Here is a 12376-nt window from a genome sequence, read left to right as displayed (position 1 = left end):
TAGGATGATTAACGGCATATGCCGGTTTTAGGCGGAGGCTGCTAAAAGGAAGCGGGATCGGAATAACCGCGCTTTGTCCGCGATGGGAAGCGCGGGCCGCATGCGGGCGCTACCTTCAAGCGGCCTCCTCCGTGCGAGGGGAGTGCGCGATGAAACCGAATACGGGCAAGCACGAGACGCCGCTACCGAATGCACGAGGCATCCGGAGGGCCTGCTCCCGGGAGCTGTATCGGACCGCCAAGCGGCTCGACCGGTATATTCCGGCGGAGCGGATGAAAGAGGCCGAGGAGCTGTACGTGAAGCGGGTGATGCTGGACCTGCCGTACATCGTCCAGAACGGCAGCAACAAGCGGCTGCTCTGCGACTGGTTCGAGGAGCATGCGGCGGCGGAAATCGCCGAGCTCTGGGAACAAGATGCCAAACAGGTCGCCCAAGCGTTCCGCGCGGCTTTCGGCGGGTAAGCCGAAGCCGGAACGAAAAAGGACGCGTGCCGGCTATCCGGTCGCGTCCTTTTTCAGTTGGGCAAGCGGGAGAACGGGGCAGCGCGTTAGCGCGGTTCTCCCTGATCGGTGAGGATCACCGGTCCATCCTTGGTGATGGCGATGGTGTGCTCGTACTGGGCGGACAAGCTGTGGTCCACCGTCCGGGCGGTCCAGCCGTCTTCCTCTACGTACGCTTCCCAATGACCGACGTTCAACATCGGCTCGACGGTGATCACCATGCCTTCCTTGAGGCGGGGTCCGCGGCCGGCCGGTCCGTAATGCGGCACCTCCGGAGCCTCATGCATCTCCTTGCCGATTCCGTGGCCGATAAACTGGCGAACGACCGAATACCCCCGCGATTCCGCAAAGACTTGGATCGCGTGGGAGATGTCGCCGATGCGGTTGCCCACCACAGCTTGTTCAATCCCGACATACATGGATTCGCGGGTCACCTTCAGCAGGTCGTCGGCCTTGGGACTGACTTCTCCCACCGCATACGACCAAGCGGAGTCCGCCAGCCAGCCGTTCAGGTTCACCACCATGTCGATGGTGACGATGTCGCCGTTCTTGAGCGGCACCTTCTTGGGGAACCCGTGGCAGACGACATCGTTCACCGAGGCGCAGGTCGCATACTCGTACCCGTTGTATCCCTTCTGCTCCGGAGTGGCTCCCCGCTCCTTAAGGAATTCCTCGACGAATTGGTCGATCTCCCAGGTGGTGACGCCCGGGGCGATCCGTTTGGCGATTTCCTTGTGGCAGTCCGCCAGGATGATGCCCGCCTGCTTCATCAGGGCGATCTCCTCGGTTGTTTTCATCTTGATCAAAGCTGCTCCTCCTCTAGCCTGCGCGCCGCCTCCTTCAGGCAGCGCTGGTCGTCAAAGATCGGTTTCATTATATGTTGGCGCAAGGCGCGGTAGCATTCGTCATGTCGCCGCTTTTTCGCTATACTGATTCTAGCGCTGTCGCACGCGGAAATGCAAGGGAAGGCAAGCCTTTCAAAACATCGACGGCTTCACACACTTATTCTTGAGGGGGAAGTCCCTTTGTATGCACTGACTTCGGATCAAATGAAACGGGCCGACCGGTTTGCCATCGACCGGATCGGCATTCCTGCCGTTTGCCTGATGGAGAACGCCGGCAAGGCGCTCGCCGAGGAGGTCAAGACCTTCGCGGACGGTTTGGAAGCCCCAGGCCGCAAGCTGAACCGGCGCTGGCTCATCCTCGCCGGCAAGGGAAACAACGGCGGCGATGGGCTGGTCGCCGCCCGCCACCTCCGCTCGCTGGGCTTGGATGCGGAGGTGCTGTTCGCTTGCCCGCCCGAAGAGCTCGCGGGCGACGCCGCGCTGGAGCGCGATATCGCGGCTCGGCTCGGCATCGCGTTCCTGCCGGGTGCGGACAACGTCCGCTTCGGCCGCTACGACGGCATCGTCGATGCGCTGCTCGGAACCGGCGCGGCCGGCGCTCCCCGGGACGCCGTCGCCGAGCTGATCCGGGCCGCCAACGATTCCGGCCTGCCGATCATCGCCGCGGATCTGCCGAGCGGCCTGAACGCGGACACCGGCGCGGTGCACGAGCCGTGCATCCGCGCGGACGTCACCGTCGCCTTCGCTTGGCAAAAGCAGGGCCTCGTGCTTCATCCGGGCGCCGAATACGCCGGACGCGTCTTCGTCCGGCCCATCGGCATCCCGGAGGAAGCGCTCGCGGAGCTCGCGCCGCTCGCCCGGCTGATCTCGCCGGAAACGCTCTCCGGCGCGCTCGGCATCGACGCGGCGCGTCCGCGGCGGGAGGACTCGCATAAGGGCACCTACGGCCACGTGCTGGTGGCCGCAGGCACGCAGCGCATGAGCGGCGCCGGCCTGCTCTCCACCCGGGCCGCGCTGCGCACCGGCTGCGGCCTCGCCACCTGGGCCCTGCCGGCGAGCCTGACGCGGCATCTGCTCGGCCGCCTGCCGGAAGCGATGCTGGTAGGTGTACCCGATGCCGGAGACGGCGACTGGACGCACGTCTCCGCCGAAACGCTGCTCCGGCTGACCGAGGACAAGGACGCCTTCGCGATGGGACCGGGCCTCGGACGCTACGCCGACGATTCCCAGTGGCTGCGCGCCATCTGGGAAGGGGCCCAATGCCCGCTCGTGCTGGATGCCGATGCGCTCGGCATGCTCGCCGACGCGGCGGACTTCGACGAATGGCCCGAGCGGCAGTTCCCCACCATCCTGACCCCGCATCCCGGGGAGATGGGCCGCCTCGTCAAGCGCCCGACCTCGGAGGTGCAGGCCGACCGGATCGGCATTGCCCGCGACTATGCAGCCAAGCACCGGGTCACGCTGGTGCTGAAGGGCTCCCGGACGGTGGTCGCCGCCCCGGATGGCGAGGTCTACCTGAACACCACCGGCAATCCCGGCATGTCGACGGGCGGCACGGGAGACGCCCTGACAGGCGTGATCGCGAGCCTGCTGGCCCAAGGCTTGTCCAGCCTGCAGGCGGCCTGCTTCGGCGTTTGGCGGCACGGCCGCGCCGGGGACCTGGCCCGCGCTGCGCGGGGAGGTCAAACCCTGCTCGCCGGCGATTTGATTGAATATTTGTAAGCCCGGACCGACACCGCCCCCTTCCCTTCCCACATATAATGGGGAAGAAGCACGAAAGGGGGAGGAGGGACATGAACACGGCGAGCCGACGGCGCGGCATGGGCAAGGCCCAAATTGCGAGCCATTCAACTCCATCCGCCCGCCCTCCCAAGCGGCGGATAGCGACCCGACCGAGAAGACCGGGCAGGCCCGACGGATCGGATAAATCCGGCAATCTGCGCCGGCCTGTTCCGCTGTGCGGACCCCGCAAACCGGCAAAACCCGGCAGGCCTCCTAAACGGCCGTGTCCCGGGAGAAATCCGCGAAAGCCTCCTTGTAAACCGCACAAGCCTCCGTGCAGACCCCGGAAACCTGCGAAACCGGTTAAGCCGGTTAAGCCGATGAAGCCGCCGAAGGGGCCCTGCCCGAAGCCTCCTCACAAGCCGGCGAAGCCCCATTGCCCGAGGCCAAGACCCCCTCGGCTGCTGCGGGGGAAAGCCAGCGTCTTCGTCGTCTACTCCGACGGGAAGAGCCGAGTTTACCGAGACAAGGATGCAGCCGGCCACGGCATCCGCCGGATTCCCAATCCGAGAACGGCAACCTACCTCAATCTGTTCGTCAATGCCGTTCTCCAGCCGCCCGATCATTACTCCGTCTCCAAAGGACGGCTGCGGCTGTTAACCGAGGATCTGCCGCCGCAGGGCACCCCGATTGTGCTGCAAGTTGTCCGTATCTTCGGATGATCTCTTGATGGGGGAACGTCCAGTTCTAGGGTGGCCGGGACATTCAACGTGTCGGGTGCGGCTCGCCGGACATACGTTTTAATAAAACGTGTGGAGGTGAAGCCAATGCCCCCTTCTCTCATCAAGCTATACGTTGCGGCAAGCAGTACGGTCAGCGGAACCGTGAGTACGGTAACCACGACGACTGTCAGCGACGCCGTCACCCGGTTCGTCGCGATCGTGACGGCCGCCATGATCACCGGCGGAACGACCACGGTTCCCGACACCAGCTTTGTCGATGACGCCGGCAACCCGGTCCCCACCGGTTCCCTGCCTCTTCCTTCCGCCGGCGGTTATGTCAATGTATACATCAACGGCGTGCTGCAGGAATCGAGCCTTACCTCTTGGACCGCCTCCGGACTGTCCATTGCTTCCGCTGCCATTGCGGAAGGAACGCCGGTTGTGGTCGAGGTTCACAATTACGACGGAACATCCTCCGTATCCACATCCACCCCGTCGCTCACGGTAACGACAACCACGGTAACCTGATCCTCCGTCCGCGCCGTGCGGGCAATCGGAAGCGGAGCCGCCGGCCTTTCGCCCGCGGTTCCGTTTTCTTTTATGAAATTTCCGGCATTTGTTCTCCGGTCGGCGTTTAATTCGGCGCAGATGGGGTAAAGAAAAGTGATGTTCTATATAGAGAACTTTTTCTTGCTGAGCATCCGTCTTTGTGAGATAGTTAGGGGGATGCCGGGGATGGTCCGAAATCGATCCGGACATCCGTGAAATCATGGCGATGCGCTTAGGAAAGGGGCGATTGAATCAGAGCGATTTGCGAATAGACTCCCTTTTTTAGGACGTTGGTCATCTTTTCCGAAAGGGTGTCATGTTGCCTCAATCGGAGGAATACATATCCTTCGAAATTTATCTCGATCCCCATTGTTCTTTATAACGAACAATTGGAGTGATCGATCTCGTCCGCCGTTGGTCTTGAGGGAACTTCAATTCTATTCTAATGAGGTGAAGGCATGAAAAAAGCTCAGCAAAACCGGCTCGCCAGACTGCTTCTCTGCACCCTCCTTGTCTTCAGCCTAGCTCCCGTCTTTCAAGCGATGGCGGCAGGTTTACCAACCGGCGAATCGACCGAGGGGGTCAGCGTTGCCGATGCTACGTACACTTCCGTCCTGGACAGCACTTATCTCGACTTCAAAGGGTACGAGCGAACGGACGACGGCCAGAACACCGTCTTCAAGTATTCCCTGAGGCTGCCGGTGGCTCCGTCCGCGTTCAGCGGCTCCGTTCTGCAGCTCGCCTTTGGCGAGACCCTGCCGTTCCTCGGCTCGACGGGCTCGCTGCCCGCTGACCAGTTGAGCCTTCCGGTCGACCCGGCGGCTTGGAGCACGGGCCTCAGCCCCGCTTTGAGCGCCAGCGTTACCGGCAATACCATCGACTTTTCCTTCAAGCTGGCCGGCAAATTCAAGAGCGATCGGACCCTCTCCATCGCGTTCCAGGTAGATGGCCAGCAAAAGCTCTTCACCGTGGCGGCGCCCTCCCGTGAAATGAGCGGGAATCCGAACGATTACGGGGCCAATCACATCGACAAGGGCCGCACCACGATCACGGAAGATCCCGTGACCGGCAAGGCCCGTCTCCATCTGGTCGTCGTCTACGGAGATGCCACAGTCAGCTTCAGCAGCTACCGCTATCCGCTCGGAACCAAGGTGGAGGAACACGGACAGCCTTATGAAGCCCAGATTCTCCACGATTCCATTACTCGCACGTTCTCGCCCGGCGTATACGATCTGGAGATCGACCTGCCGGATGTCGGTCCGTACCAGACCGATTTGTATGCCGGGGGAGTTCTGACTTACCCGGGAACGGAAGGACACGGCAACTTGATTATCTTGTCGCTGCTGCAAATCTGGGACAAATGCCGGGGCAATGCCCTGCCGCTCGAGCTCTCGGTCGTTCCGGGCAGCGCCAAGCATGTCTGGACCGTGACGAGCAAACTGGATGTCCCCGCTTATTTCAACTGGCAGATTGAAGGAACCAAGCAAGGGGCCAAGAAGGTTGTCATCCCGGCGGGTGGCAAGCTGACCCTGGAAACCACCAAAGTGGGCGACCAAGACAAATTGATCGTCACCCTGCTGCCCTGTGAAAAGATAACGACGCTGGCGATTCCGCCTGCATCGACGCCGACGCCGACGCCAACCGCTACGCCGACCGCTACACCGACGGCCACGCCAACCGCTACGCCGACGGCAACGCCAACCGCTACGCCGACGGCAACGCCGACCGCTACGCCAACGGCTACGCCGACCGCTACACCAACGGCTACGCCGACGGCAACGCCAACGGCTACGCCGACCGCTACACCAACGGCTACGCCGACGGCCACGCCAACCGCTACGCCAACGGCCACGCCGACCGCTACGCCGACGGCCACGCCGACCGCTACACCGACGGCCACGCCGACCGCTACGCCGACCGCTACACCGACGGCCACGCCGACCGCTACACCGACGACCACGCCGACGGCTACGGCTACCACTACGCCGGGAAGCGCAGCGGAGACCGCTACGGTCTCGCCTTCTCCGGACACGGCTTCGCCGATTGCATCTCCGTCGCCTTCGGATAGCGGCCTGATCGAGCTGAGTCCCGAGCCGATTCCTCTCGGCGGAGGCAGCGGCGGCGACGGCGGCACCTCGGTCGGCGGTACGGGAACCGCCGGTGGAACCGCCACCCTGCCGCAGACGGGCGAAACGCTGCCGCTCGGCTATTATGCAGCCGGTCTGCTCTTGATCGGCGCCGGTTTGACCACCCTGCGGCTCAGCCGGAACCGGTCCAAATAAGCATAAGCGCGTTTGATCTCAAAGAAGAAGACGGCATGGATTCGCCTTAACCGCGAATCCATGCCGTCTTTGCTTGTTTCGATCTCGGGGGTCGCTGTTCGATCAACCCCAGAAGCCTTGAATGAGAAGAGCTGCGCCCATCACCAGTCCGCAGCTGACGCTGGCTTTAAGCGCTCCGCCCATGAGCGGCAAGTAGGCCTCCGAAGGATTCTCGTCCTTCAACCCCCGGTACAGCTTCACCAGCGGCAGGCCGGTCACGAGCGCGAGGAGAGCGTACCAGGGCAGCGATCCCGCGGCTACCGCCGCGATCAGCGTGACGTAAGACAGAACCGCAAGCAGAAGGGAGAAGCGGATCGCCTTGCGTTCGCCAAACACCACGACCAGCGTCATTTTACCCGCCTTGAGGTCGGCCCGCCAATGCAGGAAATGGTGATTAAACAGAATCAGCGTTGTCAGCAGCCCGATCGGCAGCGAGAGCAGCACCGCGTCCCAGCGGAAGGAAGATGTCTGCACGTAATAGCTGCCGACGACCGGCAGGACTCCGAACGCCACAACGATGGCGAATTCGCTGTATCCTTTGCCCCGGTAACCGAAACGGATCGGAGGTGCGACGTAATAGTAGGCGATCAGAGCGCCGAACCCTCCGTACAGCAGCACCGGGTACCCGCTCAAGACCGCGAGGAGGATTCCGCTCGCAAGCGACAGGGCGAACATCGTCCAGGTCCAGGCGGCATATTTCTTTTCCGACCAGATGCCCAGGGTCAGGTACTGCGAGTGGGTCTGAATGGCACCTTCGGTCTCGGCTGCGGCCGTATCCGTTTCATTGCGGTAATCCCATAGGTCGTTGATCATATTCGAGAACAGATGCATCGCAGCCGCTCCGATGACGGTAACGAGCAGCCGCCCCCAATGCCAAACCCCGTTCCAAGCAAATGCTCCGAGCGCTCCCAGAACCACCGGCAGAACCATGACCGAAATAAACGGAAACCGGGATGCTTTCATGAAATCTTTGAAGCCGTTCATTGTCCGCCTCCGACTGGGTAGGCTGTTAACACAAGATAGGAAGGAAACGTACAAATTGCTTTATCCTCGACCAAGCCATGTCCATCCGCATCCGGTTAACAGCGCAAGTTGTAAGAATAATGACATACAGAGAATAAGTATAGACGTCCCCCTCGACCGTTGTCCAGGGCAATCCTTGGCAGGTTCACTTCCGCTATTCAATCGGCCCAAGCTTATCCGCCCCAAAAAAATAAAACAGGCTCCCTAGGAGAGCCTGAACCGGAAAAAGCGACTCGCGACACAACCTGCAGTCAAATCGCCCGTTGTCTTTGGATTTCGAGGCTGGCCTGTTCCTGGGCCTTCTGGATACGGATGACGAGCAACTGAAGAAGATTCGCCCGCAGTTCCTTTTGTTTGCATCGGCTGAGCTTACGAAGGATAAAACGTTCGATCGACATGCTGGTCAACTCCTTTTCCATGGATAATTCTTCCGATTGTCGGTAAGATCCATTAACCCGCTTAACCATCGGCGAAACGGGAAAATGAAAATATATCCACAAATAGGGCTTGACAACTAGGACGTTCGTCTTTCCTTCCCTTTGACTCAGAAAAGAGGTCTCCTCCTGCTTCTCATCCGGCATACGGCATACAAAAACCGCCCGGCCGGCCTGATCACCGGTTCCGAGCGGTCGTCTCTGACCCAGATCGCCGAATGCTCATCCGGCAAGAGCGGCGTCCGGACCGGACAGCTCCGCCGATAGGCCGGGCGTTACGTCCCGGCGCTGGTTCTCCATCCACTCGCTATAGGGATCGGCCACGACCACGCGGCTGCGGTCGGTTCGAATGTCCTCCCATACGCACTCCACCCCGCCGTCGGGATGAACGGCGCTGAACATTTTGCAGCCGTTGCAGTACTGAGCCAGATGGTCGGCATCCGCCTTCACCACTTTGTTGCGCAAGCAGCAGTAAATCTCCCGATCCTCGTTCGTCTTATTGTAATGGTTGACCATCGTCATGACGTTCACTCCTTTTCGTCTTCCGTTATGCAAAACAAAGCCTCTCCATTGTATCGAAGCCCTTCCGCAAAGTCGCTCGAACAGCGCAGCCGGTTCGGGTCTATTCTTGACAGTTCCTGTCTGTTATCGTATGCAAGGGAGATTGGGTCCGTTCTCCGGTGCCGAAGGCTTGCAGGATGGCCCGGGCGGCCTCGCCCGCCATGCCGAGCACCCGATGCAGCGAGGCCGTCTGCAGAGCCGAGTAGGGATTGGCCCGGTTGGGGCAGACGATGCCGAACAGCGAGGCCTGTCCCACCTTCGGCAGCGGCTTGCCCATCGACCGGCCCGGCGAGAGCGGTCCGCGGGATAGTTGGTAATACCCGACCGATGCGCCGACCGCGCTGTCCACCGCCAGCACCCGCGCCTCCGGCGGCAGCTCCTTCAACCGTTCAATCAGCGTATCGGAATCGCATGGACGCTCCAGCGTTCCGATCACATAGGGATAGCCAGCTTGCTCCAGCAAGCTGCCGACAAGAGGGCCGAAGGCATCTCCCGTCGAGCGGTCGGTGCCCACGCATACGCAATAGACCGGCCCTTCCCCGCTCAGCGCTTCCGCCGCGGAGCCAAGCTCGCGATGCAGTCCTTCTCCCGTAACGATTCCCGCCATGCCCCATCCTCCTAGGTAACAAAAGAACCCTTCGTCCGCCGGCGTTCCGGCGAACAAGGGCCAGAGATGCTGCTGCAATTGTAGCGGAAACGGGAGCGTTCCGCCACTGTGGAAGAATGGTCTCCGACACGGCTCCTGACCCTTAAGACGCTTGTTCGTCCGAGGACTCCAACGCCTCCGCTTCCTCCATCCGGATGACCTCCAGATTCAGAAAGCAGGGCTTGAGATACAGCGCCATCGCCAGCGCGCGCTCCTCGTCCATCGCTTCTCCGAACGCTTTGCCTTTGTAGCTGAGCTGGTACAAGGCTCTCCCTCCGATCCTGTTTTCCGTCAATTGAGCCCGTCCTCCGGCAGACCGAATAGGCCCAAAGAGGGATGGCGGCTTTCTATTCTATACCCTTCGCACAAGCCGCTTAAACAGCCAATCACCCGTATATAAAAAAATGATCGTCCCTTCCGCAGACAAGGGACGAGGAGGTTTGATAGGATTAGGGATAATGTCCGAACGCGATCGGAAAAAGGAGCCGCTCATGGAACCAGACAAGGATGGCGGGCAAGCGGTGAGCCGGCTCGCCGCTGTTTCGAGGGATCAAGGAGAGTCGTGGCGGGAGGGGGTCAAGGCCGGCATTCCCATCGCGGTCGGCTACTTGCCGATTGCGGTGACGTTCGGCATGCTGGCGGAATCGGCGGGATTGTCGCCGTGGATCGCCATAACCCTCTCGCTCTTCGTCTACGCGGGGGCTTCCCAATTTGTCGGGGTGAACATGCTGGCTGCGGGCGCGGCTCCGGCAGCCATCGTGCTCACCGCGTTCATTCTCAATTTCCGCCACTTTCTCATGTCCTCTTCCCTGGCCCAAAAAATAAATCCGTCCCTGTCGGGACGGATAAAAGCGTCAATCGCATTCGGCGTCACGGATGAAACCTTCGCCGTAGCCAGCATGCGGGAATCGGTTCGTCCGCTCGGCGCGCCTTACCTGCTCGGATTGAACCTGATCGCCTATGCCGCTTGGAACGCGGGAACGTGGGCGGGTCTCCTGCTCTCGTCGGGGCTGCCCGAGCTGATCAAGAACAGCATGGGCATCTCCCTCTACGTGATGTTCCTGGCCCTCCTCGTCCCCGGCCTTCGCAAATCCCGGCCGGCCCTCCGGGTTGCCGGGCTGGCGGCGATGTTCCAATGCCTGTTCACCTATTTGCCGCTCTTCGCACCGCTTCCGGGAAGCTGGAGGGTCATTCTCTCCACCGTGCTGGCCGCCGGGGCCGGGGCTTGGCTCGGAGAGGAGGAACCCGCTTGACGGATCTGATGAACGGACTTCTGGCGGCAGCGGGCATGGCCTCGGTGACTTACCTGCCCCGTCTGCTGCCCTTTGTCCTCGCCGACAAGCTTCGGGTCGACGGCCGATTGCGCCGTTTCCTCGATCAGCTTCCTTACGCGGTGCTGGCGGCGCTGACCTTTCCCGCCATCCTGGACTCGACCGGCGACCTGCGCACCGGCGCGGCAGGAGCGGCGGCGGCGCTCCTCCTGTCGCTCCTCCGGCTGCCGATCATCGCCGTCGTGCTGGGCGGGATCGCGGCCGCCGCGCTGGCAGGCTGGCTCCTGTAAACGGCCCGCGCGGTTACTCGGTTACTCCTTCGGGTGAATCATCTCCTCGGGGCGCACCGCTTGGTCGAATTGCTCGGCGGTCAATAGCCCGGAGCGAACGGCGGCTTCCTTCAGCGACAGCCGTTCCTTGTGCGCCAGCTTGGCGATCTTCGCGGCATTCTCATAGCCGATATGCGGGTTCAGCGCCGTCACCAGCATGAGCGATTCCTCCAGGTACCGCTGAATCACCTCGCGGTCCGGCTCGATGCCGACGGCGCAATGCTCGTTGAAGGACAGCATCGCGTCGGCCAGCAGGCGAACCGATTGCAGGAAATTGTACAGGATGACCGGCTTGAACACATTCAGCTCAAAGTTGCCTTGGCTCGCCGCGAAGCCGATGGCGGCGTCGTTGCCCATCACCTGCACGGCGACCATCGTCAGCGCCTCCGACTGGGTGGGATTGACCTTGCCCGGCATGATCGAGCTGCCCGGCTCGTTCTCGGGAATCCGCAGCTCGCCGAGGCCGCAGCGGGGCCCGCTTGCGAGCCAGCGGATGTCGTTGGCGATCTTCATCAGGTCGGCGGCGAGCGCCTTCATCGCACCGTGGACAAATACCGTTTCATCGTGGCTTGTGAGCGCGTGGAATTTATTGGCCGAGGAGCGGAATTCCGTTCCGGTCAGAGCGCTTAGCTCGGCCGCCGTCTCCTCGCCGAAGCGCGGGTGGGCGTTCAGACCGGTGCCGACCGCGGTGCCGCCGATGGCAAGCTCGCGCATGCCGTCCAGGCTCAACCTCAGCATGCGGCCGGTCTTCTCCAGCATCGTCCGCCAGCCGCTGAATTCCTGGCCGAGCGTAAGCGGGGTAGCGTCCTGCAGGTGCGTTCGGCCGATTTTGACGATGTCGGCGAATTCCGCTTCCTTGGCCGCGAGCGTGGATTGAAGCGTTTCCAAAGCGGGCAGCAGCCGTTCCTCCACCGCCAGCACGCCGGCGACATGCATAGCGGTCGGGAAGGTGTCGTTGGAGCTCTGCGAGCGGTTCACGTCGTCGTTGGGATGCACCGTCAGCTCGCTTCCCCGCTCGCACAGCACTTGTCCGGCCCGGCGGGCGATCACTTCGTTGACGTTCATGTTCGATTGCGTGCCGCTGCCGGTCTGCCAAACGACCAGCGGAAATTCATCGTCCCAGCGGCCGTCCGCGATCTCATCCGCCGCCTGCCCGATCGCTTCCGCCTTTTCCTGCGGCAGCTTGCCGAGGCGCGCGTTGACCGCAGCCGCGGCTTTTTTCAAGAGGGCAAACGCGCGGATCACCTCCAGGGGCATGCGCTCCGTGCCGATGCGGAAATTCTCGCTGCTGCGCTGGGTCTGGGCCCCCCATAGCCGATCCGCAGGCACCTTAATTTCGCCCATGGTGTCCTTCTCCATCCGGTACTCCACCGTAACTCCTCCTTGCTCCCGTGTTGGGTTATGGTCCCTATCCCTTCCTATTCTATAAAAAGTCCCGGTTCATTGCCAACGA

General features: G+C 61.9%; 14 protein-coding genes. 7 read left to right on the top strand and 7 right to left on the bottom strand.

What is annotated here, in order from left to right; translation table 11 throughout:
• Positions 1-149: 149 nt before the first annotated feature.
• Positions 150-461: a dehydrogenase gene (locus ACSEXS_RS02905; protein ID WP_438431685.1), complete on the top strand. Its 312-nt coding sequence runs from the start codon at positions 150-152 to the stop codon at positions 459-461.
• 86 nt (positions 462-547) lie between these two features.
• On the opposite strand, the gene map is transcribed toward ACSEXS_RS02905, so the two are convergent.
• The gene (gene map / locus ACSEXS_RS02900; protein WP_438431684.1) at positions 548-1306 is read right to left on the bottom strand and encodes a type I methionyl aminopeptidase; all 759 of its coding nucleotides are present in this window, start codon (positions 1304-1306) and stop codon (positions 548-550) included.
• A gap of 219 nt (positions 1307-1525) precedes the next feature.
• Here map and ACSEXS_RS02895 point away from each other — a divergent pair, with 219 nt between their 5' ends.
• The 4 genes from ACSEXS_RS02895 to ACSEXS_RS02880 all read left to right on the top strand — a co-directional run bounded on the left by ACSEXS_RS02895 (position 1526) and on the right by ACSEXS_RS02880 (position 6620).
• Complete coding sequence (locus ACSEXS_RS02895; RefSeq protein WP_438431683.1) at positions 1526-3067, top strand: NAD(P)H-hydrate dehydratase; 1542 nt, start codon at positions 1526-1528, stop codon at positions 3065-3067.
• 380 nt (positions 3068-3447) lie between these two features.
• Complete coding sequence (locus ACSEXS_RS02890; protein WP_438431682.1) at positions 3448-3789, top strand: DUF4183 domain-containing protein; 342 nt, start codon at positions 3448-3450, stop codon at positions 3787-3789.
• A gap of 105 nt (positions 3790-3894) precedes the next feature.
• Complete coding sequence (locus ACSEXS_RS02885) at positions 3895-4317, top strand: DUF4183 domain-containing protein (protein WP_438431681.1); 423 nt, start codon at positions 3895-3897, stop codon at positions 4315-4317.
• Positions 4318-4796: 479 nt separating this feature from the next.
• The gene (locus tag ACSEXS_RS02880; RefSeq protein WP_438431680.1) at positions 4797-6620 is read left to right on the top strand and encodes an LPXTG cell wall anchor domain-containing protein; all 1824 of its coding nucleotides are present in this window, start codon (positions 4797-4799) and stop codon (positions 6618-6620) included.
• 102 nt (positions 6621-6722) lie between these two features.
• On the opposite strand, the gene ACSEXS_RS02875 is transcribed toward ACSEXS_RS02880, so the two are convergent.
• The 5 genes from ACSEXS_RS02875 to ACSEXS_RS02855 all read right to left on the bottom strand — a co-directional run bounded on the left by ACSEXS_RS02875 (position 6723) and on the right by ACSEXS_RS02855 (position 9618).
• Positions 6723-7643: a prenyltransferase gene (locus ACSEXS_RS02875; protein WP_438431679.1), complete on the bottom strand. Its 921-nt coding sequence runs from the start codon at positions 7641-7643 to the stop codon at positions 6723-6725.
• A gap of 290 nt (positions 7644-7933) precedes the next feature.
• Positions 7934-8101 carry a hypothetical protein gene (locus ACSEXS_RS02870; protein ID WP_438431678.1) on the bottom strand — a complete coding sequence of 56 codons (168 nt, stop codon included), beginning with the start codon at positions 8099-8101 and terminating at the stop codon, positions 7934-7936.
• 237 nt (positions 8102-8338) lie between these two features.
• Positions 8339-8638 carry a hypothetical protein gene (locus ACSEXS_RS02865; RefSeq protein ID WP_438431677.1) on the bottom strand — a complete coding sequence of 100 codons (300 nt, stop codon included), beginning with the start codon at positions 8636-8638 and terminating at the stop codon, positions 8339-8341.
• Positions 8639-8738: 100 nt separating this feature from the next.
• Complete coding sequence (yyaC, locus tag ACSEXS_RS02860) at positions 8739-9284, bottom strand: spore protease YyaC (RefSeq protein WP_438431676.1); 546 nt, start codon at positions 9282-9284, stop codon at positions 8739-8741.
• A gap of 142 nt (positions 9285-9426) precedes the next feature.
• Positions 9427-9618: a hypothetical protein gene (locus tag ACSEXS_RS02855; RefSeq protein ID WP_438431675.1), complete on the bottom strand. Its 192-nt coding sequence runs from the start codon at positions 9616-9618 to the stop codon at positions 9427-9429.
• Between the two features lie 196 nt (positions 9619-9814).
• Here ACSEXS_RS02855 and ACSEXS_RS02850 point away from each other — a divergent pair, with 196 nt between their 5' ends.
• Both ACSEXS_RS02850 and ACSEXS_RS02845 read left to right on the top strand, forming a co-directional pair.
• On the top strand, positions 9815-10576 hold the full coding sequence (locus tag ACSEXS_RS02850) for an AzlC family ABC transporter permease (protein ID WP_438431674.1): 762 nt from the start codon (positions 9815-9817) through the stop codon (positions 10574-10576).
• Positions 10573-10884, top strand: coding sequence for an AzlD domain-containing protein (locus ACSEXS_RS02845; protein WP_438431673.1), 312 nt, complete (start codon positions 10573-10575; stop codon positions 10882-10884). Before ACSEXS_RS02850 ends, ACSEXS_RS02845 begins: the two co-directional genes overlap by 4 nt.
• 21 nt (positions 10885-10905) lie before the next feature.
• Here ACSEXS_RS02845 and fumC read toward each other — a convergent pair whose 3' ends face one another.
• Entirely contained in the window at positions 10906-12294 is a 1389-nt protein-coding gene (gene fumC / locus ACSEXS_RS02840; protein WP_438431672.1) for a class II fumarate hydratase, read from the bottom strand.
• Positions 12295-12376: the final 82 nt, after the last annotated feature.

The organism is Gorillibacterium terrae, assembly GCF_051594785.1.
Classification (GTDB): Bacteria; Bacillota; Bacilli; order Paenibacillales; family NBRC-103111; genus Gorillibacterium.
The sequence above is the reverse complement of the archived record's forward strand: the minus strand, read 5'-3'. Positions and strand labels throughout refer to the sequence as shown.